28 protein-coding genes, 1 tRNA gene and 1 pseudogene are annotated in these 25,875 nt (G+C 69.3%); 15 read left to right on the top strand and 15 right to left on the bottom strand.

Annotation, left to right across the window (positions count from 1 at the left end):
- Positions 1-790 precede the first annotated feature (790 nt).
- Together AC1RN0_RS06190 and AC1RN0_RS06185 are read left to right on the top strand one after the other, a co-directional pair.
- Positions 791-1,327, top strand: a complete 537-nt coding sequence (locus tag AC1RN0_RS06190) for a hypothetical protein (RefSeq protein ID WP_492786557.1) — start codon at positions 791-793, stop codon at positions 1,325-1,327.
- Positions 1,324-3,117, top strand: coding sequence for a caspase family protein (locus AC1RN0_RS06185; protein WP_492786556.1), 1,794 nt, complete (start codon positions 1,324-1,326; stop codon positions 3,115-3,117). Before AC1RN0_RS06190 ends, AC1RN0_RS06185 begins: the two co-directional genes overlap by 4 nt.
- Positions 3,118-3,425: 308 nt before the next feature.
- On the opposite strand, the gene typA is transcribed toward AC1RN0_RS06185, so the two are convergent.
- A complete protein-coding gene (typA, locus tag AC1RN0_RS06180; RefSeq protein ID WP_492786555.1) occupies positions 3,426-5,261 on the bottom strand; it encodes a translational GTPase TypA in 1,836 nt (611 codons plus the stop codon).
- Between the two features lie 419 nt (positions 5,262-5,680).
- Positions 5,681-6,586 carry an N-formylglutamate amidohydrolase gene (locus AC1RN0_RS06175; RefSeq protein WP_492786554.1) on the bottom strand — a complete coding sequence of 302 codons (906 nt, stop codon included), beginning with the start codon at positions 6,584-6,586 and terminating at the stop codon, positions 5,681-5,683.
- A gap of 139 nt (positions 6,587-6,725) precedes the next feature.
- Here AC1RN0_RS06175 and cpdR point away from each other — a divergent pair, with 139 nt between their 5' ends.
- The 3 genes from cpdR to AC1RN0_RS06160 all read left to right on the top strand — a co-directional run bounded on the left by cpdR (position 6,726) and on the right by AC1RN0_RS06160 (position 7,613).
- Positions 6,726-7,082 carry a cell cycle two-component system response regulator CpdR gene (cpdR, locus tag AC1RN0_RS06170; RefSeq protein WP_488901903.1) on the top strand — a complete coding sequence of 119 codons (357 nt, stop codon included), beginning with the start codon at positions 6,726-6,728 and terminating at the stop codon, positions 7,080-7,082.
- Between the two features lie 71 nt (positions 7,083-7,153).
- Positions 7,154-7,228, top strand: a tRNA-Val gene (locus AC1RN0_RS06165).
- A 109-nt stretch (positions 7,229-7,337) separates the two neighbouring features.
- Positions 7,338-7,613 (top strand): GIY-YIG nuclease family protein, encoded by a 276-nt coding sequence (locus tag AC1RN0_RS06160; RefSeq protein WP_492786553.1) that lies wholly within the window; start codon positions 7,338-7,340, stop codon positions 7,611-7,613.
- Between the two features lie 6 nt (positions 7,614-7,619).
- Here the strand turns inward: AC1RN0_RS06160 and AC1RN0_RS06155 are convergent, their stop codons facing one another.
- Positions 7,620-8,453: an enoyl-CoA hydratase/isomerase family protein gene (locus AC1RN0_RS06155; protein ID WP_492786552.1), complete on the bottom strand. Its 834-nt coding sequence runs from the start codon at positions 8,451-8,453 to the stop codon at positions 7,620-7,622.
- Positions 8,454-8,515: 62 nt separating this feature from the next.
- Here AC1RN0_RS06155 and AC1RN0_RS06150 point away from each other — a divergent pair, with 62 nt between their 5' ends.
- Complete coding sequence (locus tag AC1RN0_RS06150; RefSeq protein WP_492786551.1) at positions 8,516-9,325, top strand: enoyl-CoA hydratase; 810 nt, start codon at positions 8,516-8,518, stop codon at positions 9,323-9,325.
- Here the strand turns inward: AC1RN0_RS06150 and AC1RN0_RS06145 are convergent.
- The 4 genes and pseudogenes from AC1RN0_RS06145 to AC1RN0_RS06130 all read right to left on the bottom strand — a co-directional run.
- Entirely contained in the window at positions 9,312-9,746 is a 435-nt protein-coding gene (locus AC1RN0_RS06145) for a hypothetical protein (RefSeq protein WP_492786550.1), read from the bottom strand. The two genes, AC1RN0_RS06150 and AC1RN0_RS06145, sit on opposite strands and share 14 nt — an antisense overlap.
- A gap of 63 nt (positions 9,747-9,809) precedes the next feature.
- Positions 9,810-10,166, bottom strand: coding sequence for a hypothetical protein (locus tag AC1RN0_RS06140; protein ID WP_492786549.1), 357 nt, complete (start codon positions 10,164-10,166; stop codon positions 9,810-9,812).
- A gap of 212 nt (positions 10,167-10,378) precedes the next feature.
- A complete protein-coding gene (locus AC1RN0_RS06135; RefSeq protein ID WP_492787017.1) occupies positions 10,379-10,705 on the bottom strand; it encodes a hypothetical protein in 327 nt (108 codons plus the stop codon).
- A 130-nt stretch (positions 10,706-10,835) separates the two neighbouring features.
- Positions 10,836-11,021, bottom strand: a pseudogene (locus AC1RN0_RS06130) (helix-turn-helix domain-containing protein); the annotation flags it as partial.
- A 145-nt stretch (positions 11,022-11,166) separates the two neighbouring features.
- Here AC1RN0_RS06130 and AC1RN0_RS06125 point away from each other — a divergent pair.
- Both AC1RN0_RS06125 and AC1RN0_RS06120 read left to right on the top strand, forming a co-directional pair.
- Positions 11,167-12,903: a type I secretion system permease/ATPase gene (locus AC1RN0_RS06125; RefSeq protein ID WP_492786548.1), complete on the top strand. Its 1,737-nt coding sequence runs from the start codon at positions 11,167-11,169 to the stop codon at positions 12,901-12,903.
- Positions 12,904-12,909: 6 nt separating this feature from the next.
- Positions 12,910-14,274 (top strand): HlyD family type I secretion periplasmic adaptor subunit, encoded by a 1,365-nt coding sequence (locus tag AC1RN0_RS06120; protein WP_492786547.1) that lies wholly within the window; start codon positions 12,910-12,912, stop codon positions 14,272-14,274.
- A gap of 6 nt (positions 14,275-14,280) precedes the next feature.
- Here the strand turns inward: AC1RN0_RS06120 and AC1RN0_RS06115 are convergent, their stop codons facing one another.
- From AC1RN0_RS06115 to motA, 5 genes are all read right to left on the bottom strand, one after another.
- Positions 14,281-14,751 carry a DUF3833 family protein gene (locus AC1RN0_RS06115; protein ID WP_492786546.1) on the bottom strand — a complete coding sequence of 157 codons (471 nt, stop codon included), beginning with the start codon at positions 14,749-14,751 and terminating at the stop codon, positions 14,281-14,283.
- 137 nt (positions 14,752-14,888) lie between these two features.
- Positions 14,889-15,305, bottom strand: coding sequence for a DUF6491 family protein (locus AC1RN0_RS06110; protein ID WP_492786545.1), 417 nt, complete (start codon positions 15,303-15,305; stop codon positions 14,889-14,891).
- 55 nt (positions 15,306-15,360) lie between these two features.
- Positions 15,361-17,169 (bottom strand): FAD-dependent 5-carboxymethylaminomethyl-2-thiouridine(34) oxidoreductase MnmC1, encoded by a 1,809-nt coding sequence (gene mnmC1 / locus AC1RN0_RS06105; RefSeq protein WP_492786544.1) that lies wholly within the window; start codon positions 17,167-17,169, stop codon positions 15,361-15,363.
- A 73-nt stretch (positions 17,170-17,242) separates the two neighbouring features.
- The gene (locus AC1RN0_RS06100) at positions 17,243-17,521 is read right to left on the bottom strand and encodes a hypothetical protein (protein WP_492786543.1); all 279 of its coding nucleotides are present in this window, start codon (positions 17,519-17,521) and stop codon (positions 17,243-17,245) included.
- Positions 17,522-17,665: 144 nt separating this feature from the next.
- On the bottom strand, positions 17,666-18,535 hold the full coding sequence (motA, locus tag AC1RN0_RS06095) for a flagellar motor stator protein MotA (RefSeq protein ID WP_492786542.1): 870 nt from the start codon (positions 18,533-18,535) through the stop codon (positions 17,666-17,668).
- A gap of 129 nt (positions 18,536-18,664) precedes the next feature.
- Between motA and AC1RN0_RS06090 the strand changes: the two genes are divergently transcribed.
- Positions 18,665-19,936, top strand: coding sequence for an MFS transporter (locus AC1RN0_RS06090; protein WP_492786541.1), 1,272 nt, complete (start codon positions 18,665-18,667; stop codon positions 19,934-19,936).
- Between the two features lie 153 nt (positions 19,937-20,089).
- Here AC1RN0_RS06090 and AC1RN0_RS06085 read toward each other — a convergent pair whose 3' ends face one another.
- On the bottom strand, positions 20,090-21,382 hold the full coding sequence (locus AC1RN0_RS06085) for a lytic murein transglycosylase (RefSeq protein ID WP_492786540.1): 1,293 nt from the start codon (positions 21,380-21,382) through the stop codon (positions 20,090-20,092).
- A gap of 119 nt (positions 21,383-21,501) precedes the next feature.
- Here AC1RN0_RS06085 and AC1RN0_RS06080 point away from each other — a divergent pair, with 119 nt between their 5' ends.
- From AC1RN0_RS06080 to AC1RN0_RS06055, 6 genes are all read left to right on the top strand, one after another.
- On the top strand, positions 21,502-21,885 hold the full coding sequence (locus AC1RN0_RS06080; protein ID WP_492786539.1) for a hypothetical protein: 384 nt from the start codon (positions 21,502-21,504) through the stop codon (positions 21,883-21,885).
- Between the two features lie 103 nt (positions 21,886-21,988).
- The gene (ykgO, locus tag AC1RN0_RS06075) at positions 21,989-22,114 is read left to right on the top strand and encodes a type B 50S ribosomal protein L36 (RefSeq protein WP_492344210.1); all 126 of its coding nucleotides are present in this window, start codon (positions 21,989-21,991) and stop codon (positions 22,112-22,114) included.
- A 2-nt stretch (positions 22,115-22,116) separates the two neighbouring features.
- Positions 22,117-22,731, top strand: coding sequence for an HAD family hydrolase (locus AC1RN0_RS06070; protein WP_492786538.1), 615 nt, complete (start codon positions 22,117-22,119; stop codon positions 22,729-22,731).
- A gap of 60 nt (positions 22,732-22,791) precedes the next feature.
- Positions 22,792-23,058 (top strand): nucleoid-associated protein GapR, encoded by a 267-nt coding sequence (gene gapR / locus AC1RN0_RS06065; RefSeq protein WP_488899696.1) that lies wholly within the window; start codon positions 22,792-22,794, stop codon positions 23,056-23,058.
- Complete coding sequence (locus AC1RN0_RS06060) at positions 23,055-23,384, top strand: hypothetical protein (protein ID WP_492786537.1); 330 nt, start codon at positions 23,055-23,057, stop codon at positions 23,382-23,384. Before gapR ends, AC1RN0_RS06060 begins: the two co-directional genes overlap by 4 nt.
- Positions 23,381-24,097, top strand: coding sequence for a ribonuclease T2 family protein (locus tag AC1RN0_RS06055; RefSeq protein ID WP_492786536.1), 717 nt, complete (start codon positions 23,381-23,383; stop codon positions 24,095-24,097). The genes AC1RN0_RS06060 and AC1RN0_RS06055 overlap by 4 nt, the downstream gene beginning before the upstream one ends.
- Here AC1RN0_RS06055 and AC1RN0_RS06050 read toward each other — a convergent pair.
- A complete protein-coding gene (locus AC1RN0_RS06050) occupies positions 24,075-24,209 on the bottom strand; it encodes a hypothetical protein (RefSeq protein ID WP_492786535.1) in 135 nt (44 codons plus the stop codon). The two genes, AC1RN0_RS06055 and AC1RN0_RS06050, sit on opposite strands and share 23 nt — an antisense overlap.
- Positions 24,209-25,663 (bottom strand): sigma-54-dependent transcriptional regulator, encoded by a 1,455-nt coding sequence (locus tag AC1RN0_RS06045; protein WP_492786534.1) that lies wholly within the window; start codon positions 25,661-25,663, stop codon positions 24,209-24,211. Before AC1RN0_RS06045 ends, AC1RN0_RS06050 begins: the two co-directional genes overlap by 1 nt.
- Between the last annotated feature and the right edge of the window lie 212 nt (positions 25,664-25,875).

The raw sequence follows: 25,875 nt of genomic DNA, 5'->3' as shown, positions 1-25,875 counted from the left end.
AGCCAAACCTGTGGAAAAGCCAGCGCGGCGGCGATTCGCCGGGGTCCCGCCTGTCCCGCGAGGGCCGGCGTGTTTTCCGGCGTGGCGCCGGATGCGGGGGTCAAGGGCGCCCGCCGACCGGCCGCCGCCGCCGCCGGGCGGGGCGGGGGCCGGCGGCGATCCCTTGCGGCGCAGGGTTTGCGGGGCGTGGCGAGCGGTCTCATGGGGGCATTGTAACCCCGCCCTGGAGAGCGGGGATCAAATCGCGCGGCGGTGGGGCGCGGATGTCCCGGGAGGGGTCGGATTGTCCCGCTTTGTCCCGGGATGATCGGTCCCGGGAGTCTCGCCTCCGGACATCCTCTCCGGAGCGCAGCGAGGGGGAGGTGGCCTCGCGAAGCGAGGTCGGAGGGGCCGGCGCGGGCATTTCCTGAATAGGCTCAACAGGCACCAATCACCGACCGCCGGCGCCGCCCCTCCGACCCGGCTCCGCCGGGCCACCTCCCCGCAAGCGGGGAGGATAGGAGCCCTTCGATCTCATGCAGGCCAGCGTGCCGGACGAGCCGGGTTGGTCAAGGGCGCTTCGCGTCGCCGGAGGCGATGGCCCGCAGGGCCACCCTTGAGCAACCCGGATCGCCCGGCGATCGTCTCGGCAAGAGATGAAGGGGGTGGTGGGGGTGGCCCACCTAGCCGAAAATCGAAGCATTTGTGCTATCCAAATCGTATGGATAGTGCATCAAATCATCGGCCGACGGTCGTCTTCTTCGAAATGCGCGAAGAGGGCGAAGCCTTCGAAGTGTCCGTTATGAGACTCATGAGCGGACTCATTCGTCACAAGGCTGGCGAACGCATCCCCAGGGAGAACCACCAAGTATACTCGCACGGGCGTACATGGCGGCATCCTGCAAACGAAAGCGCGACCAAAGGCGAGATGCAGACCCACGGTGCGGAGTTTCTAACTTCCTTTGATGACATTGCGAACAACGACTTCAGCATCGTGCCGCGCATGCTCGAATCGATCGTGCGGCAGTTCGACGAAGCCCAAGCCCGCATGCTATACGAAGGTATTTCCGAAATATGCGAAGCCAACGGCCAAACAGTCGATGCGCGGGACAAGCCGTTTCCCGAGGCCTTCATGGAAGCATTCAGGAAAATCGAATTCGGCGTAGACCGTGAGGGCAACCCTTCGCTGCCTGAAATCCACGTCGGTAGCATGAAGGTAGTCGAGCAACTTCAAGCCATGGGAGACGAATACCATGCCGAATTCGAACGTCTAAAAGAAGAAAAGATGGAGCGCGCCCGACAGGCGGAGTTCGAGCGGCGCAATCGATTCAAGAGACCGAAGCTGTGACGCAGCGCGCACTACTCGCCATCGGTTGCGACAGATACGAGTTTCTCGAACCAGAGCTCAACGGTGCAGAGCTCGATGCGAGACGTGTCTACGAGCAACTTATCAAGCCAGACGTTGGTGACTACGACCCGTCCCGCTCCCGTCTGCTCCTATCGCCGACGCTGGCTGAGGTTCGAACGGCCATTGCCGACATTGTCTATGACGACGCGCCGCTTGACACCTTCACGCTCTATTTCGCGGGCCATGGCGCGCTCGACGGTGGCGGCTTCTTCATGGAGCTGCGTGATACACGCGATGACCGGCTACCCACCACGGCGTATTGGTTGAGCGAGGCGCTCATGACGCTAGCGACCAGACCGCCCATAGCAACTAACATCATTCTCGACGCCTGTTTCAGTGGCGGCCTGGCGAACGACGTCCACGTCCTCATCAGGCCAGAGATGCAGGGCGATGCCGGAACGCCAGCTGTCATTTTGCTCGCCATGGCCTCACGAGATCAGTTCGCCTTGGAGACGGGGGAAGGCGGTGCCGGCACAAACGCGCTCCTAGAGTGCCTCGATGGCCGCACTTTCATCCAGGAGCATGCGGCCGCGCTCGACCTCATGGAGATCGGCGCCGCAGTCGGGCGTCGTGTCGCGAGCAATCCAGATCAGCAGCCCCGGTTTTGGGCGCTGAACGTCCATCAACGTGCGGCCTTCTGCAGGAACCCTCACTTTCAGGCGAGCCTTGAGGTTACCTTCAAGCACTGGTCTCCGCGGGGCGTTATTGAAACGGTCGGCCCGTTCCTTGCGAGTCATGCAACCAGCTCGGCGGACCAAATAGCTGACGTTGAGCGCCTCGTCGGAGGGCTCATCGTTCGCGCACAAGACAGCCGCGACAAGTTCTTGGAAGCGCAGGTGCGCGCGTCGGCCGCGGCTGCACTCCTGCCATTCTGCGCTACGTCCGTCATTGTGTCCGACTACGTCGAAGAGCAGTCGGTGGCCGCCTGCGAGTGCATCCTCCGCGCCCTTGCGGGCGCGGTCGAGGAACTTAGCCTCCAGAAGTATGCTTTGCTCAGCCAGCGTGCCGGAATGGGCGACCTCTACGTGTTGCCTATCCGCATCTGGAAAATCATCGGCTGGTCCGGCGCGGCCTATTTCATCCTGAAGGCTGCCGGGCGGGAGACCGAATTTCCCACCGGGGCGTTTGCCGAATTCCTTGATGCGATCGTCGAGCACTACAGCGCGTCGGCGGTGCTCCTGTCAGAGGTCCAAGGCTCATCGATTGCCGTTGGGCTCGCCTGCGCTGCAGAACTCGGCCTACACGAACAGGGCGAGACCTTGCTCAGTGTCCTCTTCAACTCGGCTGTCGAAGCTGGCGGTAACGTCGCGCGCTGGTCCATCAAGAACGAGCAGATCTTCACCTACATGACGGCACGATACACCGAGAGCTTCAGCGAGGTGTTCGAGCTCATAGCCAACCCAAGCGAGGCTATTGCCGTCGTCCTCCGTTTGGCCCCGTTGTTTGGTTTGAGCGAGGTATTCGATGAGGCGATGGCCGAACTCGACCACGTCAATATCAACGCCTTCATAGCGAGCGACTACGCACAGTTTGCCGACGACACCATCATTGACGGGGAGAACCATACCTTCACCATCGGTCAAGGCGTCTGGACCATCGACGACCTCGTGGCTGCTTGGCCTGCTACGGCGGCTCAAAGACCTAACACGCTCGCTTTGACGGCGGGCGCTATCCTCGCATCACTGCTTTTTCCAAACCGCATCCCTTGGTTTGTCGTGTCTGCGGCTTAGCTGCGGATTGCAGCTCACATTCACCGCCCATCGCGGTCCAGGAGGCAGACGTGGCACCCTCCGCGATGAGTCAAATGCAGCCTGCGCAGCCCTTGTCATTGAGTAAGGTCGTCGGGCGCTGGCCCAAGTTTCGCCTTTACTCCGTTGGCCGCAGCTTCTGCCAAGGGTTTTCCCCACCCCATTCGGTAGCGCCTCACCCCCAAACGCAAAAAGGGCGGGCCGCCTTTCAGCGTCCCGCCTTCAATCGCCGGCCATTCGGCCGCTGCACCCCAAGGGACAGACACCGCCGGCGCCTGTCCCGCTGAGCGCTACTCGTCCTTGACGCGGCGCTTGCGGAAGCTGGGGTTCAGGACCTTCTTCCGCAGGCGGATGTTCTTGGGGGTCACCTCGACCAGTTCGTCTTCCTGGATGTAGGCGATGGCCTGTTCCAGGGTCGGGCGGCGCGGCGGGGTCAGGCGGATGGCTTCGTCCTTGCCGCTGGCGCGGACGTTGGTCAGCTGCTTGGCCTTCATCGGGTTGACGTCGAGGTCGTCGTTACGGGCGTTCTCGCCGATGATCATGCCCTCGTAGGTCTTCTCGCCGCCGCCGACGAACATGGTCCCGCGATCCTCGAGGTTCCACAGGGCGTAGGCCGCCGTCTCGCCGTCGGAGTTGGAGATCAGCACGCCCTTGCGCTGCTGGTCGATGGGGCCCTTGTAGGGCTCGTAGTGGCTGAACACGCGGTTCAGCACGCCCGAGCCGCGGGTGTCGGTCAGGAACTCGCCCTGGTAGCCGATCAGCGAGCGCGAGGGGGCCAGGAGCTGGATGCGGGTCTTGCCGCCGCCCGAGGGGCCCATGTCCTTCAGCTCGGCCTTCCGGGCGCTGAGCTTCTCGATGACGATGCCGCTGAACTCGTCATCGACGTCGATCTGGATGTCTTCCATCGGCTCCAGGCGGGCGCCGGTTTCCGGGTCGGTCTGGAACACAACGCGCGGCCGGCTGATCGAGACCTCGAAGCCTTCGCGGCGCATGCTTTCGATCAGCACGCCCAGCTGCAGTTCGCCGCGGCCGGCGACTTCATAGGCGTCGCGCTCGGCGGTTTCGCTGACCTTGATGGCCACGTTGCTCTCGGCTTCCTTCAGCAGGCGGTCGCGGATCACGCGGCTCTGCACCTTGTCGCCCTCGCGGCCGGCCAGGGGGCTGTCGTTGACCGAGACGGTCATGGAGATGGTCGGCGGATCGATCGGCTGGGCGGGCAGGGCCTCGGTGACCTCCAGGGCGCACAGGGTGTCGGCCACGGTGGCCTTGGAGAGGCCGGCGATGGCGACGATGTCGCCCGCCTCGGTGGCCTCCTCGACCGGCTGGCGCTTCAGGCCGCGGAAGGCCAGCACCTTGGTGATGCGGCCGCGCTCGATTTCCTTGCCGTCGCGCGACAGGGCCTTGATGGCCATGCCGGGGACGGCCTTGCCGGACTCGATGCGGCCGGTCAGCAGGCGGCCCAGGAACGGATCGCTTTCGATCAGCACCGACAGCATCTGGAACGGCTCGTCCTTGCGGGCCTCGGCCTTGGGGCTCGGCACGTGCTTGACGATCAGGTCGAACAGCGGGCCCAGGTTGTCGTTGGGCTTGTCCATGTCCATCGTCGCCCAGCCCTGCTTGCCGCTGGCGTAGATGTGCGGGAAGTCGAGCTGCTCGTCCGTGGCGCCCATGATGGCGAACAGGTCGAAGGCGTCGTTGAGGATCCGGTCGGGATCGGCGTGCGGCCGGTCGACCTTGTTGAGGCAGACGATCGGCTTGAGGCCCATCTTCAGCGCCTTGCCGAGCACGAACTTGGTCTGCGGCATGACGCCTTCCTCGGCGTCGACCAGCAGGACGCAGCCGTCCACCATGCCGAGGATGCGTTCGACTTCGCCGCCGAAGTCGGCGTGGCCGGGGGTGTCGATGATGTTGATGCGGGTGTCGCCCGCCTCGCCGTGCCACAGCACGCTGGTGCACTTGGCCAGGATGGTGATCCCGCGTTCGCGCTCCTGGTCATTGGAGTCCATGGCGCGTTCGGTCTGCGCCTCGTTGGCGCGGAAAACGCCGGACTGGGCCAGCAGTTGGTCGACCAGGGTGGTCTTGCCATGGTCGACGTGGGCGATGATGGCGATATTTCGCAGGGACATGAGGCGACTTTTTTTCGGAACGGACGGGCGGGGGCGGAAGGCGCGCGCTTGTACGCGAGCCGGCCGGGTTTAGCCACCCCGGGGGAGTGACGCGGATCAATGCGCCGTCAAACGGCTGTTTTTATTCACCAATACGTGAAATGCGTGACGGACGCTGTGCGATTGTGCATCGCACAATGACGCGGAAATGGCAAGAATGCCCCTGCGGAACAAGGTTTCCTGATGGGGCGCGACAGGAATTCTCGGTCTGGGCGCACGTTTTTGTCTTGTCTTTTGTGCGGCGCACACTAATTTGGAGGTGTGAGGCGGCTCCGGCCCCTCTGCCCTTCCTGGGCGTTTCCTCCCTAATGAACTGCGGCGGCTTCGGCCGCCGCTTTTTTTTGGCCCGGGCGCCGGCGGGCCCGGGGCCGGTCCCCGTCCTAGGCCGGGCGCAGGCTCGGCCAGTCCGCGGCCAGCACGTCGGCCAGCCGGGCGATGTCCGCCGTGACCCGGGCCAGGCCCCCGGTCGGCTCCAGGGTCTTCTCATCCAGATAGAGCGCGCGGCTGATCTCGATCTGCAGCGCATGGGTGCGGCTGGCCGGCCGGCCGTAGTGTTCGGTGGTGTAGCCGCCGGCGTAGGGGGCGTTGCGGGCCACGTGATAGCCCATGGCCTCCAGCTCCCGCTCGACCAGGTCGGACAGCTTTCGGGTGCAGGAGGCGCCGAAGCGGTCGCCCAGCACCATGTCGCAGCCCTTGCCGTGTCGGGCGGTGACCGCCGTGCGGGCCGCGGCCTCGGGCATCGAGTGCCAGTCGATCAGCACCGCCATGCCGTGCGCCGCCCGGGCCCGGGCCAGCAGCCGGTCCAGGGCGTCGTGATAGGGGGCGTGCGTCCGCTCCACCCGCGCCCGCGCCTCGGCGAAGGTCAGCTTGCGGGCGTAGATCTCGCGGCCCTCGGCGGCCACCCGGGCGATGGCGCCCAGCCCCGCCGCCACGCGCGCCGACCGGCCGCGGGCGTAGTCGGGCAGCTCGTCGCTGAACATCGCCGGGTCCAGCTCCCACGGCTCGCGGTTGAGGTCCATCCAGGCCCGGCCGTGGCGGGCGGTGATGATCGCCGCGCCGGACGCGTGGGTCGGGGTGATCATGGTGTCGACGAAGGCGTCCTCCGACCGGCGCAGGGCCTCGGGGTCGACGGCGGCCGCTTCGAGCATCTCGCGGGGATAGTGCCGGCCCGAATGGGGCGAGGCGAACACCAGCGGCGTCGGCGGCGGATCCCGGGCGAGGAGATGGAAGGCCGCGCCATCGGCGTCCGCCTCGTCCAGTCCGGTGATCTCGCGCCGCAGGTCCATCGCCGAATGATCGGGGGCCGGCGGGGCCGGGTCAAAGGCTTTCAGCGTTCCCGCCGCGCGAGAGCTTCATCGCGCCTTTACGCCTGACAGGCTAGGATGCGTCCCTGTCGCAAGTTTCCCGGGGGCCCGTTTCCAGACCATGCCGCGCATTCTCCTGGCCGAAGACGACGATTCCCTGCGCAACTTCCTCGCCCGGGCGCTGGAGCGCGCCGGCTACGAGGTGACGGCCTGCGCCGACGGCGAAGAGGCCGCGGCGGTGCTCGACCAGGACTGGGACCTGCTGCTGACCGACATCGTCATGCCCGGCATGGACGGCATCGAGGTGGCCCGCCACGCCGCCGCCCGCCATCCCGGCCTGCGCATCATGTTCATCACCGGTTTCGCCGCCGTCGCCCTGACGGCCGGTGAACGCGCGCCCGCCGGGGCCAAGGTCCTCAGCAAGCCGGTGCACCTGCGCGACATCGTCACCGAGGTCGAACGGATGATGGCGGCCTGACGCCATCACGAACGTTCGCGGGCGGTTGCGTCCCGCGAAAAGCATCGCTATATCCCCGGCCTCCCCGGTAAGGACGCGTAGCTCAGCGGGAGAGCACCTCGTTGACATCGAGGGGGTCACTGGTTCAATCCCAGTCGTGTCCACCACCCTTCGCCCTGCGGGCTTCGGGTGGCAAGCCACCCGGAACCGCATCTTGGGCGAAGGCGTGTCGCCCGAAGCCTTGGCGAAGGGGGACCGGCCGCATCGTCTTCTTGCATGAAAATCGGACGCGCGCATAAGCTGCGCTTCATGTATTACGTCTACCTTCTGGAGAGTGTGGGCGCGCCGGGCCAGCGATACGTCGGGCTGACCAGCGATCTGAAGGCGCGCCTGGCCGCGCACAACGCCGGCCGATCCTCCCACACCTCGAAATACCGGCCGTGGCGACTCGCGGCCTATATCGCCTTCGACACGCGAACGCGTGCCGCCGCCTTTGAAAAGTACCTGAAATCCGGCTCGGGCCAGGCCTTCGCAGCGAGGCGTCTCTGGTAGCGCCCCCTACCGCCCCTCGAACCGCGGCGCCCGCTTCTCGCGGAACGCGGCGATGCCCTCGCGGACGTCGGCGCTGGGGTTGGTGATCATCACGGCGTGCTGGGCGTCGATCATCGAGTCTTCCAGGCTGATCTGGCCGGCGCGGAGCATCATCGTCCTGGCGAGGCGCACGGCCAGCGGGGCGCGGGTCGCCAGGGCCTCGGCCATCTGCAGCGCGCGGGCCTCCAGCGTGTCGTCGGCCACGACCTCGGTGACGAGGCCCAGCCCGGCCGCCGTCGCTGCGTCATAGACCTCGCCCAGCAGGGTCATCTTCAGCGCGCGGTCGAGGCCCATCAGCCGGGGGAACAGCCAGGCGCCGCCCTCGTCGGGCAACAGGCCGACCCGGCCCGAGGTGTCGCCGAGCTTCGCGCCCGCCCCCGCCAGCCGGAAGTCGCAGGCGCAGGCCAGCGCCAGACCGCCGGCCACGGCATAGCCGCGGATCATGGCGATCGACGGCTTGTCCAGCCTGCGCAGCATCAGCACCACCGCCTGCATGCCCTCGCGCATCTCACGCCCGTGGCCCATCGGGGCGGCGGCCACGGCGGCGGAATGCTCCGGCGCATCGCCCGAGATGTCGCCGCCGGTGCAGAAGGCCCGCTCCCCCGCGCCGGTGAGGATCAGCGCCTTGAGCGCGTCGTCGTCGCGGAAGGCGGCGATCGCGGCCTGCAGCTCCTGGGTCATGGCGAAGCTGTAGGCGTTCATCGCCCGGCGCCGGTCGAGCGTGATCCGCGCCACGCCCGGCGCCGGCCGGTCGCAGACCAGGGTTTCAAACGCCGACTCTCCGAACGCACTGGCCGTCATCGCCTCGACTCCCGCTTCGCCTGGGGTAGGCTCCCGTCCACAACAAGAAACGGGAGGCCGCCATGAGCTATCAGGACATTCTCTATCAGGTCGAGGACGGCGTGGCCGTGGTGACCCTCAACCGGCCTGAGCGGCTCAACGCCTGGACCGGCCAGATGCATGCCGAGGTCAAGGCGGCCATGCGGCTGGCGACCGACGACCCGGCGGTGCGGGTGATCGTCCTGACCGGCGCCGGGCGCGGTTTCTGCGCCGGGGCGGACATGAACGGCCTGCAGCAGATCGGGGCGGGGACCCGCGAGGCTGTCGTCGACGGCCCGTTCGATCCCGACGCGCCCGAGGACTTCCGCAAGACCTATTCCTACTTCCCCAGCGTGCCCAAGCCGATCATCGGGGCGATCAACGGCGCCTGCGCGGGGCTGGGCATGGTCATGGCCCTCTACACCGACATCCGCTTCGCCGCGGACAACGCGGTGTTCACCACCGCCTTCTCGCGAAGGGGGCTGATCGCCGAGCACGGCATCAGCTGGCTGCTGCCCAGGCTGGTCGGGTTCGCCCAGGCCGCCGACCTGCTGTTCTCGGCGCGGCGGGTCTCCGCCCTCGAGGCCGAGCGGATCGGACTGGTCAACCGGGTGATCGAGGCCGGCCACTTCATGGACGAGGTCATGGCCTATGCCCGCATGCTGGCGACCGAGGTCTCGCCGCGCTCGATGCGGGTGATGAAGCGCGAGATCTGGGCGGCCCAGTTCCAGGGTCTCGGCGAGGCGATCGAGACGGCCAACGGCGACATGGCCGAGAGCTTCGCCTCGGCGGACTTCAAGGAGGGCGTGGCGCACTTCGTCGAGAAGCGCGCGCCGGCCTTCACAGGCCGCTAGCGGCCGCGGCGCGCCGGCGCTCGATCAGGCCCTCGACCCCGCCCCAGGCGATCGCCACGAGGGTCAGGTAGCTCCAGGTCATGTAGGCCGTGATCGAGGCCAGCGGCCAGATGCGGGGGTCGATGATGCCGGCGATGTGGGTCGCCATGGTCAGGCACTGGAAGGCGGCCACCCAGCCCAGCCAGGGCCGCTTCCACACCAGGGCCAGCCAGACCCAGAGCACCATGAGCGCCATGTCGAGGACGAAGGTGCTGTACTGGGGGCCGTGGAAGCCCCGGTCCTCGATGGCCGCAGACAGCACCCAGGCGACAAAGGCCGTCAGCGCGATGACCTTCTGCGGCTTCCCGCCGGCCCAGGCGGCGAACAGGCAGACCAGCGTCATGATCAGGGCGCCGATCTGGGCGGCGGGAGTCAGAAACATGGCCGGAACGCCTGGTGGGTGTTCCGGCCATATCAGCCCAATTCGGGGCCGGCGTTAAGGGTCTCAGGCGGCCTGGCGACCGCCCGCGACGGCCTGGAGGCGGCCTTCGAGCGGCGGAACGTTCTCGTCGGGCTTGTCATGGCCGCCGAAGGCGACATTGCGCAGGCCGACGCTGTTCTGCACGTCGGACAGGGCCTTGTGGGTCTCGACGATGCCGCGGCGGGCCTCGGTGAGGGCGGAAATGGTCTGGCAGGACCGGTCGAAGACGCCCTGGCCCACCACGGCCGACAGGCGCGCCTCGATGCGGGCGTTGGGCAACATGGCGGTCAGGGCGGCCACCGCGGACAGGGCGCCGTCGATCGCCGCCTCGGCGGCGAACAGCTGCTCGGCGACCTGATGGCCCAGGATCTTGCGTTTCATGACAGACTCCTCCCGTGCGCGCCGAAGGCTCGGCGCGGCGGATGTTGTTTGAATTTCCGGAGATGGGACCTTGGGTCCCGGTTATTTGTCCCAGCCCGTCAGCGTCTTCTGGATCACGTAGGCGAACTCATGGCTCGCCATGATCACGCCGCTGAGCAGAAGGGCGGCCAGGATTGCGGCGCCCCCGATGAGCGCCAGACCACGGAGGGGCGCTAGGTCATGGAGGAGCCCTCCTCCCGACCGCCCTTGAAGGTTTCGTCCGCGATCACCCAGGCGATGCAGAGGATTTCCTTCAGGATGTGTCCCGAGGGGAGATACCGGGCCTGCTTGCGCGTCGCCGAGACCAGGTTCTCGATCATGTCGTGCTGTTGACGGCTCGCCGCCAGCTCGCTCAGCGCGTCCTCCAGCTGGCTCCAGGTCCAGACCGGCATGTCCGCCGCCGGATTCCAGAGGGGAGGAGCCGCCCCGATCGGCGCCGTCGAGGGAAAGCCCGCGACGGTATCGGGGGTCTGACCGGTCTCGGTCTCTGTCTCGTTCATCGTCCGCCTCCCGCAGCAACTGCGTGAAGGCTGGCGGGTCGACGGGGGGGTTAACCATCCCCGGCGGGGCGCCCCCTAAATCATTGAGGGGGGTGTTGTCGGTCTCCCAGGCCAGCAGCAGACGGGCGGCGTCGCGGCGGCTGGCGACGCCCAGTCGCCGCCGGGCCTCGTTCAGATGGCCGTCCACCGTGTGCTGCGAAATGCTCAGGCGGCGAGCGATTTCCTTGGAATGGAGATGGTCGGCGACCAGCCGGAGGCACTCCCGCTCACGCGGAGTCAGCCGATATATCGCCGCCGGATCGTGTCGCTCCCCCATAAACGTTTAGGTAAATGCCCATTCAGGGTTTCGTCCATCCCTCTTGTGGACTTCCGGGCCATGCCTCATTGACGGGATTGGTCGGGAAGCGGCGGTGGACTAGGCTTTGCAGGCGTCTCGCGCGCATTCCCAATGAGGGCGGATCTTGAAGTATCTTGGCGTTGAACTTCCGTTGCCGATGGCGGCGGCGTTCCGGGCATGCCGCCCCCATTTCATCGGCATCGCGGTGTTCAGCGGTCTGCTGAACGTGCTGTACCTGACGCCGTCGATCTACATGCTCCAGGTCTATGACCGGGTCGTGCCGACGGGCGGCATCACGACGCTGATGTTCATCACCCTGGCCGTCGCCTTCGCCCTGATCACCCTGGCCGCGCTCGACGCCATCCGGGCCCGCCTGCTGGTCCGCGCCAGCCTGCGGCTGGACAAGGAGCTGGCGGGGCCGCTGCTTGAGAAACTGATGGCCCGCACGGCGCCGGGCGCGCCGATCCTCGGCATGCGCGAGTTCGACATCCTGCGCCAGGCCATCTCCGGTCAGGCCGCGCTCGGCTTCCTCGATGCGCCCTGGACGCCGATCTACGTGATCATCGCCTTCATGCTGCACCCCGCGCTCGGGACCATGACCATCGTCGGCGGCGCGATCCTCGTCACCCTGGCCGTGTTCAACGAGCGGTCGACGAAGGTGAAGTCGCAGGCCGCGACCAAGGCCACCAACGCCGCCTACGCAGCCCAGGAAGCCGCCGCCCAGAACGCCGACATCGTCAAGGCGCTGGGCATGCGCGGGGCCCTGCGCGAGCGCCAGCTGTCCGACCGCCGCGCCGGCCTCAGCCTGGCCGGCCAGGCGCAGTTCACCGGCGGCCGCTTCGCCGCCCTGACCAAGTTCACCCGCCTGTTCCTGCAGTCGGCGGCCCTGGGCCTGGGCGCCTACCTGGCGGTCAACCGCGAGATTTCGTCCGGCGCCATCATCGCCGCCTCGATCCTGATGAGCCGCGCGCTGCAGCCGGTCGAGCAGGTGGTCGGCTCCTGGGGCACGGTCGTGCAGGCGCGCGGCGCGCTGAAGACGCTCAGCGAGCTGTTCGCCGGCGGCGAGGCGGAGACGCCGCGCACCCAGCTGCCGACGCCGCTCGGCGCGCTCCGGTTCGACAAGGTCGTGCAGCGCGCCCCGGGCTCGGACACGCTGATCCTCAAGGGCGTGGCCTTCGCCATGGAGCCGGGCGAGGTTCTGGGCGTCGTCGGCCCCAGCGGCGCGGGCAAGACGACCCTCGCCCGCCTCGCGGTCGGCGCCATCAGCCCTGACGCGGGCGTGGTGCGCCTCGACGGCGCCAACCTGACCGACTGGGACCCCGACCGCCTCGGCCGGCACGTCGGCTACCTGCCGCAGGACAACGCCCTGATCGCCGGCAGCATCCGCGACAACATCTCCCGCTTCGCCGTCTGGCGCGGCGAGGACCCGGCGACGATCGACGCGGCCGTGGTCGCGGCCGCCCAGGCGGGCGGCGTGCACGACATGATCCTCAAGCTGCCCAAGGGCTATGACACCGTGCTGACCCACGGCGGCCGCGGCCTGTCGGCCGGCCAGGGCCAGCGGGTCGCCCTGGCGCGGGCGCTGTACGGCGACCCGGCCGTGCTGGTGCTCGACGAACCCAACTCGGCGCTCGACGCCGAGGGCGAGATGGCGCTGGCCCGGGCCATCGCCGGGGCCAAGGCGCGGGGGGCGGCGATCATGATCATCGCCCACCGCACCGGCGTCCTGGCCGCCGCCGACAAGCTGATGGTCCTGCGCGACGGCGTGGTCGACCGGATCGGCCCCCGGGCCGATGTGCTGGCGGCCATGTCCGGCGCCGCCCGGCCGCCGTCCAACGTTGTAGAATTGAAGGGCCAGTAAGTGAGCGTGTCCGACAGCCTTTCGCTCGATCGTCCCGCCGAGCCCGCAAGGCTCCCCGACAGCCTGAGCGACGATCCGCGCCATGAGCTGCGCTGGGGCGCGGGCGTGGCCGTGGCCTTCTTCGTGCTGTTCCTCGGCTGGGCCGCCGTGACGCGGCTCGACGCCGGGGCCTACGCCCACGGCGTGATCGCCGTCGCCGGCAACCGCCAGACCGTGCAGCACCGCGAGGGCGGCATGATCAGCGCGATCTATGTCACCGAGGGCCAGACCGTCGCCAAGGGCCAGATCCTCGTCGAGATCGCCGCCGGCGACCTGCGGGCCAACGAGCGGGCCACGACCAGCGAGGTGTTCACCCTGCTGGCGCAGCGCGCCCGGCTCGACGCCGAGCGCCGGCATGTGTCCAGCTTCGCCGCCCCGGCGGAGTTCGCCCATCTGCAGCCCGAGGACCGGACCCTGGCCGCCGAGGCCATGACCCTGCAGCGGCAGCAGTTCGACGCCCGCCGCAACGCCCTGGAGGCCCAGCGCGGCGTGCTCGGCCAGCGGGTCAGCCAGCTGACCGAACAGGTCACCGGCTTCCAGCGCCAGCTCGACGCCAACGCGGAACAGCAGCGCCTGATCGGCGAGGAGCTGGACGGCATGCGCAAGCTGGCGGCCCAGGGCTACGCCCCGGTCAACCGCGTGCGGGCGCTGGAGCGCAACGAGGCGGCGCTGGCGGGCGAGGACGGCTCGTTCCGCGCCCAGATCGCCCGCTCCGGCGAGGCCATCGGCGAGACGCGCATGCAGCTGCTGTCGCTCGACCGGCAGATGATCGAGGACGTCACCAGCCAGCTGCGCGACGTCGAGGTCCGCCTCGACGAACTGCAGCCCAAGCTCAGCGCCATGCGCCAGCAGCTCGACCGGGCGACGGTCCGGGCGCCGGCCAGCGGCAAGGTCGTCGGGCTGAAGGTCTATACGGTCGGCGGCGTGGTCGGGCCGGGCGACGTGCTGATGGAAATCGTGCCGCAGGACCGCGCCCTGGTGATCCAGGCCAACGTCTCGCCCAACGACGCCGACGACCTGAAGGTCGGCCAGCTGACCCAGATCCGCTTCCCGTCGCTGCACGAGCGCGACCTGCCGATCCTCATGGGGCGGCTGACCGAACTGTCGGCCGACAGCTTCGTCGACGAGAAGTCGGGCCAGCGCTACTTCCGCGCCGAAATCTCCGTGCCGCCGACCGAGCTGGAACGGATCCGCAAGGTGCGCGGGCCGGACACCGGCCTGCAGGCCGGCCTCCAGGCCGAGGTGCTGGTGCCGCTCTACAAGCGTACGGCGCTGGACTACATGGTCGAACCGCTGTTCCAGACCTTCTGGAAGTCGGGCCGGGAGCACTGATCCCGGTCAGTCGAGCCGCCTGTGAAAGGCGGTCAGGTGGCCGACCGGCAAGCCCCAGATGAACAGCTTCACGCTCTTGAGCGCGACGGAGGGCGAGATCTGGGTGAAGCGGGTGATGAAGCGCGGCCTGGGTCCGCCGTCGATGCGCAGCGGCCGGCGGAACGACAGCAGGTAGTCGGCGCCGTCGTAGCGTCCCTGGATCCCGGACCCGGCGCGCGCCTCGGCAGCCACGTAGCGGCCGTCCAGGCCCCGGGTCATCGCCCAGCGCCAGCTGTCTTCCTCGCCGTCCTCCCAATGGAAGGTTTCGTCGAAGTGGATTGAGCGGAACGCGTCGTCGAGATGGCCGTCGGTGATCACCCGGCAGCGGCGAAGGAGCCTGCCGGTCGGGCCCCGCGCGAGACCCCAGCCTTCGGTCCGCCCGACAAAGAAGGCCTCAGGCCTGAACGGTCCCGTTCGCTGAGTAAATTCGCCGTCCAAGGGTCCCGTCCCATCGCCGCACGTGGAACGACGTTCTCCGAGACCATAGCGGCCCCCGACACGTCATGCCCTGTCGCGGAATGTCGCGGCTTCGGGTTGGTTGCCCCCAAGGCTTGCGACAGGCTGTCGCAGTCGCCTCAGTGATGCTTCTTCGGGAAGGCCGCCTTGACCTCCTCGGGCGTCAGCCTGGTGATCTTCGACACCGGGCAGCGGTACGGACCGGTGGGGCCCCGCACGATGAGGGTCACGTCCAGACCGTCGCAGATCACGTCGCTGCCGCGCGAGGTCTCCACGCCGATCGACTCCGCCTCGCCGATGCCGTTGCACGGGCCGAACGTGTCCAGCCGGTAGACGTCATGGGTCTTCACATCGAGGTAGACGACCCGGTCGTTGTGCGGCCGGGCTTCGCGCCAGCCGTTGATCTGGTGCGAGAAGAAGCAGGCCCGCTTGGCCGGCGCGGCGGCGGTCGGCGGCGCCGGGTCCGCCGCGAGGGCCGAGGCGCCGGCGCAAAGCGCCAGGCCGGCGACGAGGGTGGCGATGGTCAGCGGTTTCATCATGGTCTCCATACGCAAGGCCCGACCCCGACTTCACTATAGCGACGCGGCGGGATTACGGCGAACCGCGTCGCCGGGCCCGTTCGGCGAACCGGCCGGGGTCGACGACTGCGGACAGGTCGGCCGGGAGGGGCGAGGGCGCGCCCAGCGCCAGCGCCGCGACATGCTCGGCCAGCAGCGGCGCCGTGCAGAAGCCGCGTGATCCCAGGCCCGACAGGATGAAACACCCCGGCGCGCCTGGCAGGGCCCCGGCCAGCGGCAGGCGATCGCGCGTCGCGGCCCGGATGCTGGCCCGGCCCGCCACGGGGCTGTCGGCGAGGCGGGCGGCCAGCGCCGGCAGGGTCTGGGCCAGCAGGGCCCGGTTGCGGGCCTGGTCGGCGTCGCGCGGGGCCTCGTCGGCGTCATCCCGGTCAAAGGTGGCGCCGAACAGCACGCCGCCGTCGGCGAGGGGAATGACATAGCCGCCCTTCGAGACGGCGGGCGCCGGGTGAGGCTCCAGCGTCCAGCTCGCCTGGCCCCGCACCGGCTGCAGCGTCAGGTCGGGCGCGAGGGCGGCGCTGGCGTGTCCCGCGGCGATGCAGACGACGTCGGCCAGGCAGAGCAGGCCGCCGTCGGCGTCGAGGACCGCCTGGCGACCCTCACGCGGCGCGATCGACGCGGCGACGCCCGGCGAGACCGGGCCAGTCCAGGCGGCCAGCAGCGCGGCGGGCCGCACCACCACGGCGTCGGCCAGGGCGAGGCCGCCGGGCGTCGGCTCGCCGAGCGCCGCGCTCATGGCGTCGGCCGCCAGCGGGGTGAGGGCTCCGGCCTCAAAGATGTCCGACGCCGCGACGACGTCGAACCGGCCGGCGTCCCGGTCGGTGGTCTCCAGTTGCATCGCGCCGCGGGCGACGATGGCCTGGGGCAGGTCGGCGTAGAGGTCGACGGCGCGGGCGAAGGCCTGGGCGTACAGCCGGGCGGTGGGACCAAGGCCGGCGTCGAGGCGCGGCGAGACCAGGCCCGCGGGATTGCCGGACGCCCCGGCGCCCGCGCCCCGCGCGTCGAACAGGACGGGCGTGACGCCGAGGGCCCTGAACGCCCTGGCCAGACTGGCGCCGGCGATGCCCGCGCCGAGAATGGCGACCGTGGGCGGGGCGGGATCGGCGACCGCCTGATCCGGGAGACGGGCTTCCAGCCGCTCGCGCTTGCGGCCGTGGCCGGGCTGTTTGGCGACGCTGAAGCCCGCGGCCTCGAGGCCCCGACGGACCGCGCCGGCGACCGTGAAGGTGGCCGCCCGGGCGCCGGGCGCGCTGCGGGCGGCGATCAGGTCCAGCACCTCCTGGCGCCACATCCCCGGGTTGGTCGAGGGGGCGAAGCCGTCGAGGAACCAGGCGTCGGCCCGGCCCGTCCACTGGCGCAGCGCCGTCTCGACCTCCATGACCGCCAGGTCGAGCGTGGCGTTCAGCGCCGGCAGGTCGACGCGGTGGAAGCCGCTCGCCCGACCCGGCCAGCCGGCCAGCAGCGGCGCGGCGACCTCGGCGAGCTCTGGCCATCGGGCGAGGGCGCGGGCGGCGTCCGCCGGCGACACCGGAAAGGCCTCGACCGAGAAGATGTGCAGCCGGCCCTCCGGCGGCCGTTCGCGGCGCCAGAGGTCCAGCAGGGCGGCGATGTTCAGGCCGGTGCCGAAGCCGAGCTCGCCGACGACGAAACGCGACCGTCCGGCCCAGGCGTCCGGCAGGCCGCAGCCGGCCAGGAACACCGCGCGGGTTTCGGCCAGGCCATCGTCGCTGGAGAAGTAGACGTCGCCGAACCGGCCCGACCGGGGCAGGCCGTCGTCGCCCCAGACCAGGGCGGGATCGGTGGCATGGGGACCGTCTGGCGACATGGGACCTGACAAGGAAAAAGGGCCGCCCCGGAGGACGGCCCTTCCTTCAACGCGTGAAGCGTCGAGACTGTTCTTAGTGCGCGGGCGCGGGGGCCGGGGCGGCAGCGGCGTCGGCGGCCGGAGCAGCCGGGGCGGCAGCGGCGGCGTCGGCCGGAGCGGCGGCGGCGGCGTCGGCGGCGGCCTTCGAAGCGTCGGTGGCGGCGGCGTCAGCGGTCGCGGCGGCGTCGGTCGCCGTGGCGGCGGCGGCGTCGGCCGTGGCGGCGGCGTCTTCGGCCTTCTCGGCGGGCTTGCCGCAGGCGGCGACGGAGAGAGCGGCGACGGCGGCGCCGGCGACGAGCAGCTTACGGAGCATATCGGAGGTCATGTCCTGGAGTCCCCTGTGAGGCTTTTTAACGCGCCCCGCTGGGGGACGCTCAGGGACTATGCCGCTCTGAGCGGGGAGCGCAAGAGTCTCATTCACGCCCCTGTGATCACTTTTTTCCCGCGGCGAAAGGCCTCAGCCTTCGTTCGGAATGCTGGACAGGGCTTCTTCCAGTTCGAGGAAGCTGGGTTGCGACGCCGAGGGCACGCTGCCGCGGCCGATCTCGACCGAAATCTGCGCCGCGTTGCCGTGCAGGTGGGCGACCAGCACCGACTGGATGATTCGGTAGAAGGCGCCTTCCTCGTCGACGACGGCCTTGAGCCGGGCGGCGATCGGGCCGACCAGGCCATAGGCCAGGAACACGCCGAGGAAGGTGCCGACCAGCGCGCCGCCGATCATCGCGCCGAGCACGGCCGGCGGCTCGGTGATCGAGCCCATGGTCTTGATGACCCCGAGCACCGCGGCGACGATGCCGAGGGCGGGCAGGGCGTCGGCGAGGTTCTGCAGCGCGTGGGCCGGCTCGGCGTGCTCGTGGTGGTGCTTCTCGAGCTGCTTCTCCATCGCGTCCTCGACCTGGTGGGGATCCTCCAGGTTCATGGTCATCATGCGCAGCGTGTCGCAGATGAAGTCGACGGCGAAGTGGTCCTTCATGATGCGGGGAAAGCGCGAGAAGATCGCGCTTTCGCCGGGCTTTTCGATGTGGCTTTCCAGCGCGATGACGCCCTTGGACTTCATCGTCTTGGTCAGCAGGAACAGCAGCGACAGCAGGTCGCGATAGTCGCTGGCCTTCCACTTGGGGCCGGCGAAGGCCTTGCCCAGCCCGGCGCCGGACGCCTTGATCACGCCCAGCGAGTTGGAGATCAGGAACGAGGCGATGCCCGCGCCGCCAATGGCCATCATCTCGTGGGGGGCCGCCTCGATGATCACGGCCATGTTGCCGCCGGACATGATGTAGCTGCCGAAGACGAGGCCGAAGAGCAGCACGATGCCGATGATCTGGAACATGGAAAGAGACGCCGCCCCGCAAGGTTAACCGCCGGAGAATCCCCCTTAATGCTTAATGGGCGGTGAGCGCGGCGGCCGTTGCGCGCCGGTTTCGACGCGCTCTACACTGTCACAATGAGCGCACAGACGATGACAGGCCCGAAGCTCGCCCCGCGCTCGTTCGGCATCCTGTTCGCCGTCTCGATCGTGGTGGCCATCGGCAACACCGGCCTGATGTCGATCCTGCCGGCGATCGGCCGCCAGATCGGCATTCCGGACGCCTTCATGGCGGCGATTTTCTCGCTGTCGGCCCTGCTGTGGGCGATCATGTCGCCGTTCTGGGCGCGTGAGTCCGACAAGCGCGGCCGCAAGCCGCTGATCATGCTGGGCCTGAGCGGGTTCGCCACCTCCATGCTGTGCTGCGGCCTGGTGGTGACGGCCGGCCTGCACCACCTGGCGCCCTGGTGGGCGATCTTCCTCATCTTCCTGCTGGCGCGGGCCCTTTTCGGCCTGATCGGCTCGGCCTCGAACCCGGCGACCCAGGCCTATGTCGCCGAGCGGACGCCGCGCGCCGAACGCACCCAGATGATGGCCAGCCTGGCCGGGGCCTTCGGCCTCGGCACCGTGGTCGGCCCGTTCCTGGCGCCGATGTTCATCCTGCCGGTGGTCTCGCTGGCCGGGCCGCTGTTCACCTTCTCGTTGATCGCCCTGTGCATGCTGATCGTCGTCTGGCGGCTGCTGCCCGAGGAAGCGGTCCAGCGCGAGACGCGGCGGCTGGCGGGCGCGGCCCTGTGGAAGGACAAGCGGCTGGCGCCCTTCCTGATCTACGGCTTCCTCGTCGCGACCTGCCAGACAGCCCAGGGCTACACGCTCGGCTTCATGATCATCGACAAGCTCAAGGTCTCGCCCGTCGAGGCGCTGGGCTTCATCGCCGTGTCGATGGCGGCTGGCGCGATGGCCGGCCTGCTGGCGCAGTGGGGCCTGATCCGCATCTTCAACATGGGGCCCAAGGCGCTGCTGCGCTGGGGCGTGGCCCTGGCCTGCGTCGGCAACCTGATCACCGCCTTCGCGCCGGACTACTGGACCGTGGTCGCCGGCTACGCCATTGCCTGCCTCGGCTACGGCTTCGCCCGCCCGGGCTTCACCGCCGGCGCCTCGCTGTCGGTGAAGATGCATGAGCAGGCCCAGGCCGCGGCGGCCATCGCCGCGGTCAACGGCCTGAACGTGATCATCGCCCCGGCCTTCGTGGAGCTCTACCGGCACTTCCACCCCGGGCCGTTCCTGCTCAACGCGTTGATCCTCGCCGGGCTGATGGCCTTCGCGCTGAGGAACACCATCCTGCGCGCCGCCGGCGAGGCGGGCGACGCCGACGAGGAGGCCACCCTGGCGATCCTCGAACGCAGCGACGAGGGCGGGGTCTAGGCTCGATTCCGCTTACCTTGGCGAAGGCCGGGGGGACTGGCCAAGCTGTCCCTTGGGACTGCTTGTCCCGTCCCCGGATCTCGGAACGGGGACAGGTTATCCAGTCCCAAGGGACAGGATAACCTGTCCCCTGGTGGCCCTGGTGGCCGATCGCTACGGCAGTCCCGCCTCTTCCCGCAGCTTGCGCACGACATCGATCGACAGGTAGCCGTCGGCTGGCAGCCCGCGGGCCTTCTGCCAGGCGCGCAGGGCCGTGCGGGTGCCCGAGCCGATCACCCCGTCCGGCGCGCCGGGGTCGAACCCGACCTTCGCCAGGGCCGTCTGGGCCGCCATCCGGTCGGCCAGCGACAGCGGGACCTCATAGGGCCAGGGCGTGACCAGCGGACCCTCGCCGCCGAACCGGTCGGCCAGCAGCCCCACACCGAGCGCGTAGGCGGTCGAGTTGTTGTAGCGGCGGATGGCCATATGGTTGGGGAACACCAGGAAGGCCGGTCCCGCCGCGCCCGACGGCAGGATCAGGCCCGCCTGCGCCGCCTGGTCGGCCGTGCTCCACGGCAGGCCGTCGGCCCGCTTGACGCCCTTCGACGCCCAGCCGAGGGGCGTGTCCTTCGGTCCCTCGACCACCGAATAATCGAACCCGGACGGCAGGATCACCTCGCGGTGCCAGCTCTCGCCGCGCTTCCAGCCGGCCTTGGCCATGTAGGCGCCGGTCGAATAGAGGGCGTCGGCCGTCGAACCCCAGATGTCGCGCACGCCGTCGCGGTCGCCGTCCACGGCCGTGGCCAGGAACACCGAGGGCAGGAACTGGGTCTGGCCCATGGCCCCGGCCCAGCTGCCCTTGAGACGGGCGCGCGGCGCCTCGCCCGAGCCGACGATCTTCAGCGCGGCGATCAGCTCGCCTTCGGCCCACGCCCGGCGGCGGCCCTGGGCGGCCAGGCTGGCCAGCGAGCGGATCACGTCCTGGTCGCCCTGGATCTTGCCGAAGGCCGATTCCATGGCCCAGATCGCCAGCACGATCTCGCGCGGCGCGCCGTAGCGCTGCTCGATCTCGGGCAGGTAGGGCAGGCTGTCGCGGAACTGCCGGCCCTGGGCGATGCGGGCGTCGCTGACCACGCCCTTCACATAGTCGCCGACCGGCTTGGAGAATTCCGGCTGGCGCGCGTCCTGGGCCGCGACCTTCGGATCGGGCGTCAGGCCGGCCAGCTCGCGGTCGAGCACGGCCGCCGGCACCCCGGCGTCGCGGGCGCGCAGATAGAAGCCCGACAGCCAGATGTCGAAGTTGGGGTCCCCGGACGGCGTCAGGCTGGCCGACGGCGAGGGAACGGCCGGCACGGCGGGCGTTCCGGGGGCGGGCTGCGGCGCCGGCGTGGTCACGCCCAGCGACGGTTCCAGCGAGGGATCCGCGCAGCCGGCGAGAATCAGGGCGAGAAATGAACGACGATCCATCGAACCAAGCTACAGGCGTGCGGGGCCGCACCTCAATCACAAGGCTGCGAATACCGTGCCGAGATTGACCTGACCGGCAGGCTCGCAGGATAGTCCGTGCGGAAATCGTGGGGAGTCACATGAAGCGTTTGTGGGTTGGAGCCTTGGCGGCGGCGTCGGTTGCGGCGTGGTCGGGGGGCGCTCTGGCGGCGGACTCCAGCTGCGCCGATCCGGCGGGCGGGCCGTCCTACGCCAACACCCGCTGGAGCGGGACCTCGGAGTGGGACGGGCTGGAAGCCAATCCCATGACCCTGTTCCTGCGCGAGGACTGTGTCGTCGAGTACGTCTCCAAGGGCGTGGCCTACACCAACGGGACCTGGATCCAGCGCGGCAACCTGATCGAGTGGCAGTCCAACGACCACTTCGCGGTCTATGTCGGCCAGGCGGGTCTGGGGCAGATCGGCGGCGTGATGTACAACCGCCGGGGCCAGCACGGCGTCTGGCGTTTCAAGCGCGCGGATTGACTCAAAAGCCCGCCCCGCCTATAGCCGCCCGCTCTGGAACAACCGGGTTCCCGCTGGCGCCGCTTTTCGCGTCCGGGTGCACCCGCAAAACGGTAGACGGGTCATGAAGGTCAGAAGCTCGCTCAAGTCGCTGAAGAATCGCCACCGCGACTGCAAGCTCGTGCGTCGCAAGGGCGTGATGTACGTGATCAACAAGACCGACCCGCGCTTCAAGGCCAAACAGGGCTGAGCATGCGCGCGCCCCGGGGAGTTCTCTGGGACGTCGGCAATGTGATCGTGGGCTGGAGCCCGCGACGTCTCTACGAAACGATCTTCCAGGAACCGGCCGCTTGCGACCGGTTCCTTTCGTCTGTCTGCACGCTCGACTGGCACATCGCGCACGATCGTGGTGTCTCGTTCCGGGACAACGCCGCGCCGCTGATCGCCCTCCATCCCGAGTTCGAAGCCGAAATCCGGCTGTGGGGCGACCGGTTCATCGACATGGTCGGGCCTGTGTTCGCCGAGACCGAAGCCGCCATCCACGCCCTGGCCGCCCGCGACGCGCCGCAGTTCGGCCTGACCAACATGCCCAGCGAGGCCTGGCCCGGCGTCCAGGCGTTGTCGCCGGCGTTCGGCCATTTCCGCGACACGGTGGTGTCCGGCGACGAAGGTCTGGTCAAACCCGATCCCGCGATCTTCCTTCTGGCCGCCGAGCGCGCCGGCATGGCGCCGCAGGAGCTGCTGTTCATCGACGACTCGGCCGCCAACATCGAGACCGCGCGGGCCCTGGGCTTCCATGTCCACAGGTTCGAGGACCCCGCGGCGCTGAATCCGCTGCTGGTCGGCCACGGACTGCTTGAGGCCTGAGGCCGGGGGGGCTAGACCGTCGGGCTTCCCGATCCCTCCGTCCTGTGAGAGCCTTTCCCCATGGCCGACGACGCCTCCACCATCGACGTGCTCAACAGCACGGCCCAGACGCAGCTCAAGACCATTCTCGAGCGCATCGAGCGTCTTGAGGAGGACAAGGCCGCGGTGATGGCCGACCTCAAGGAGGTCTACGCCGAGGCCAAGGGCAACGGCTTCGACGTCAAGATCATCCGCAAGGTGGTGCGCATCCGGAAGATGGACCGCGCCAAGCGCCAGGAAGAGGACGCGCTGATCGACCTCTACCTCTCGGCCATCGGGGAAGTTTGAAGCGGGGCCCACCCGATCTGAAGGCGCAGGCCAAGCGGGCCGCGCTCAATGCCCTCAAGCGTGCGCGACGCACGGCCGACAAGGCCGGCGTCGAGCTGTCGGACTGGGAAGGCGAGTTCCTCGGCAGCGTCGAGGACCGCCTGAAGACCTACGGCCGGGCCTTCGGCGATCCCGAGAAGGGCGGCGCCGGCCAGGCCCTCTCGGTCCTGCAGACGGTGAAGCTCAAGGAGATCACCCTCAAGGCCAAGGGTGAGAAGAAGCCGATGAAGCGCGAGGCGTTCGGCCGGCGGCCGGCGCCCGCCGAGGTCGAAGAGGATCCGACATGATCGCCGCCCGCGCCGGCCTGCCGGCGCTCTGCCTCGCCGCCCTGCTGGGCGCCGGGTTCGCCCCGGCCGCCGCGCCGCCGCCGCGCGCCTGCTCGTTGCCGAAGACGGTGGTTCCGGCCCCGGAGCTGACCCCGCCGGCGAACGAGATCGTCGGCGACGCGCCGACCGCCTTCTACATGCTGGCCCTGACCTGGGCGCCGGAGGCCTGTCGCGGGCGGGAGGATGATCCCGAGCTGGCGGTGCAGTGCCGCGCCAACGCCTTCGGCTTCGTGCTGCACGGCCTGTGGCCCGACGGCGCCGACGGCCGCCACCCGCGCTACTGCGGCCCGGCCCCGGCGATCCCCGCCGCCACGGTGCGCCGGCATCTGTGCATGACGCCGTCGCCGGCCTCGCTGCAGCATGAGTGGGCCGCGCACGGGACCTGCGGCTGGACCTCTCCGGAAGCCTATTTCGCCGACGCCCGGCGGCTGTGGCGCGGCCTGCGGCTGCCGCCGATGCCGGCCGCGACCACGGCCGGCGAGATCCGCGCGGCGTTCGTGAAGGCCAACCCCGGCGTCCGGCGCGACGGAATCTACATCAAGACCGTCGCGGACGGCCGGCTGATGGACGTGCGGCTCTGCTACGACCTGCGCTACCGGCCGGCGGCCTGCCAGGGCGGGCTCGGCGCGCCGGACGGGACCATGGTGCGGATTACGCCCCGGCGCCCGCGCTGACGGCGGCGGGCAGGACGGCCACGCGGGCCGCCGCCAGTTTCATGCGGTGCATCAGGATCTTCAGCCGCGCGTCGCGGGGCTGGGACGGGCGGATGTTGACGCGACGGGCCATCAGCTTGCCTCCTCCAGGCCGCCCTCGACGTCGAGGCCCTGTTCGCGGACCTTGCGGTAGAGGGTCGAGCGGCCGATGCCGAGGCGGCGGGCGACCTCGCTCATGTGGCCGGCGTAGATCTCGATCGCCAGCTGGATCAGGTCGCGTTCGACCTCCTCCAGCGGGCGGACATGGCCCCGGCCGTCCAGGATCCGCACCGGCGCGTCCTTGCTGATCTCGGCGATCAGCTGCTCGGCCGTGGGCGGATCGACGGGCAGGGAGAAGGTCGCCGGGGCGACCTTGACCCCCGAGATGGCCGGGAAGTCGTGCGGCTGCAGATAGGGCGCGTCCGACAGCACGATGGCGCGATAGACAGCGTTCTCCAGCTGGCGGACGTTGCCCGGCCAGTCGAAGGCGGTCAGCAGGGCGAGGGTCTCGGCCGACGCGCCCATGACGCGCTTGCCTTCCTCGATGTTGAACCGGCGGATGAAGGCCTCGACCAGCGAGGGCACGTCCTCGCGCCGTTCGCGCAGGGACGGGGCCTCGATCGGATAGACGTTCAGGCGATAGAACAGGTCCTCGCGGAAGCGGCCCTCGGCGACATGGTTGGTCAGGTCGCGGTTGGTCGCCGAGACGATGCGCACGTCCACGCGCACCGAGCGCTTGGCGCCGATCGGATCGATCTCGCTCTCCTGCAGCGCCCGCAGCAGCTTGACCTGCATGTCGAGCGGCAGTTCGCCGACCTCGTCGAGGAACAGGGTGCCGCCGTCGGCCTCCCGGAACTTGCCGAGGTGCTTTTCCGAGGCGCCGGTGAAGCTGCCCTTCTCGTGGCCGAACAGGATCGACTCGACGAGGTTCTCGGGAATGGCGCCGCAGTTGACGGCCACGAAGGGCTTGCCGGCGCGATCGGACGTGCCGTGCACCGCGCGGGCGATGACTTCCTTGCCGACGCCGCTTTCGCCGGTGATCAGGATCGGGATCGAGCTCTTGGCCGCCCGTTCGCCGAGGCGCTTGACCATCTGCATCGGCGCGCTCTCGCCGATCAGGTCGGCGAAGGTGGTGCGGCCGGTGACCTGCTTCTTCAGCCGGTCGACCTCGCTGCGCATGTCGCCCATCGACAGGATGTTGCGGATCGAGACGATGATCCGTTCGGGGCTGGCCGGCTTGACCATGAAGTCGCCGGCGCCGGCCTGCATGGCCTTGACCACCGTCTCCACGCCGCCGCCCGCGGTCAGCACGATGACCGGCTGGCCATAGCCCTTGGCGCGCATCTCTTTCAGCGTGTCCTGGCCGTTCAGGCCGGGCATCTGCAGGTCGAGCAGGACGACGTCGGCCGGCTGGCCGGACATCAGGTGCTTGAGCGCGCCGTCGCCGTTCTCGGCCTGCGCGACGGCGAAGCCCTCGCGCTCGAGGACAGCCTGGATCAGACGCCTTTGCGTCGGGTCGTCGTCGACGACCAGGACCGTTTTGGTCATATGAAAGTCACCCACCGTACCGGCGTGCGCCCGACATGGAGCGCCGCTCTTGTTGACCCGGATTGAAACACGGGTGGGTAAAGACCGGGTTTCGGAGACCTGAGTCGGGAGTTAACGGCGGCGGGCGGATCAAGGGATCGTCCGTCCAGGGCCGGCGCCGGGGCCAGAGAGCGGCGCGGACCCTCCTATCCGGGCCCGGCCACGGAGAGCGT

It is taken from the genome of Caulobacter sp. GW821-FHT12F03 (assembly GCF_058806855.1).
This window is presented reverse-complemented; position numbering and strand designations above follow the sequence as displayed.

Bases quoted from the DNA above. Each gene is read 5' to 3' on its own strand.
- AC1RN0_RS06190 (WP_492786557.1), top strand. From the start codon at position 791: ATGAGCGGACTCATTCGTCACAAGGCTGGCGAACGCATCCCCAGGGAG.
- typA (WP_492786555.1), bottom strand. From the start codon at position 5,261: ATGTCCCTGCGAAATATCGCCATCATCGCCCACGTCGACCATGGCAAG.
- AC1RN0_RS06175 (WP_492786554.1), bottom strand. From the start codon at position 6,586: ATGGACCTGCGGCGCGAGATCACCGGACTGGACGAGGCGGACGCCGAT.
- cpdR (WP_488901903.1), top strand. From the start codon at position 6,726: ATGCCGCGCATTCTCCTGGCCGAAGACGACGATTCCCTGCGCAACTTC.
- AC1RN0_RS06160 (WP_492786553.1), top strand. From the start codon at position 7,338: ATGAAAATCGGACGCGCGCATAAGCTGCGCTTCATGTATTACGTCTAC.
- AC1RN0_RS06155 (WP_492786552.1), bottom strand. From the start codon at position 8,453: ATGACGGCCAGTGCGTTCGGAGAGTCGGCGTTTGAAACCCTGGTCTGC.
- AC1RN0_RS06150 (WP_492786551.1), top strand. From the start codon at position 8,516: ATGAGCTATCAGGACATTCTCTATCAGGTCGAGGACGGCGTGGCCGTG.
- AC1RN0_RS06145 (WP_492786550.1), bottom strand. From the start codon at position 9,746: ATGTTTCTGACTCCCGCCGCCCAGATCGGCGCCCTGATCATGACGCTG.
- AC1RN0_RS06140 (WP_492786549.1), bottom strand. From the start codon at position 10,166: ATGAAACGCAAGATCCTGGGCCATCAGGTCGCCGAGCAGCTGTTCGCC.
- AC1RN0_RS06135 (WP_492787017.1), bottom strand. From the start codon at position 10,705: ATGAACGAGACAGAGACCGAGACCGGTCAGACCCCCGATACCGTCGCG.
- AC1RN0_RS06110 (WP_492786545.1), bottom strand. From the start codon at position 15,305: ATGAAACCGCTGACCATCGCCACCCTCGTCGCCGGCCTGGCGCTTTGC.
- mnmC1 (WP_492786544.1), bottom strand. From the start codon at position 17,169: ATGTCGCCAGACGGTCCCCATGCCACCGATCCCGCCCTGGTCTGGGGC.
- AC1RN0_RS06100 (WP_492786543.1), bottom strand. From the start codon at position 17,521: ATGCTCCGTAAGCTGCTCGTCGCCGGCGCCGCCGTCGCCGCTCTCTCC.
- motA (WP_492786542.1), bottom strand. From the start codon at position 18,535: ATGTTCCAGATCATCGGCATCGTGCTGCTCTTCGGCCTCGTCTTCGGC.
- AC1RN0_RS06090 (WP_492786541.1), top strand. From the start codon at position 18,665: ATGACAGGCCCGAAGCTCGCCCCGCGCTCGTTCGGCATCCTGTTCGCC.
- AC1RN0_RS06085 (WP_492786540.1), bottom strand. From the start codon at position 21,382: ATGGATCGTCGTTCATTTCTCGCCCTGATTCTCGCCGGCTGCGCGGAT.
- AC1RN0_RS06080 (WP_492786539.1), top strand. From the start codon at position 21,502: ATGAAGCGTTTGTGGGTTGGAGCCTTGGCGGCGGCGTCGGTTGCGGCG.
- ykgO (WP_492344210.1), top strand. From the start codon at position 21,989: ATGAAGGTCAGAAGCTCGCTCAAGTCGCTGAAGAATCGCCACCGCGAC.
- AC1RN0_RS06070 (WP_492786538.1), top strand. From the start codon at position 22,117: ATGCGCGCGCCCCGGGGAGTTCTCTGGGACGTCGGCAATGTGATCGTG.
- gapR (WP_488899696.1), top strand. From the start codon at position 22,792: ATGGCCGACGACGCCTCCACCATCGACGTGCTCAACAGCACGGCCCAG.
- AC1RN0_RS06055 (WP_492786536.1), top strand. From the start codon at position 23,381: ATGATCGCCGCCCGCGCCGGCCTGCCGGCGCTCTGCCTCGCCGCCCTG.
- AC1RN0_RS06050 (WP_492786535.1), bottom strand. From the start codon at position 24,209: ATGGCCCGTCGCGTCAACATCCGCCCGTCCCAGCCCCGCGACGCGCGG.
- AC1RN0_RS06045 (WP_492786534.1), bottom strand. From the start codon at position 25,663: ATGACCAAAACGGTCCTGGTCGTCGACGACGACCCGACGCAAAGGCGT.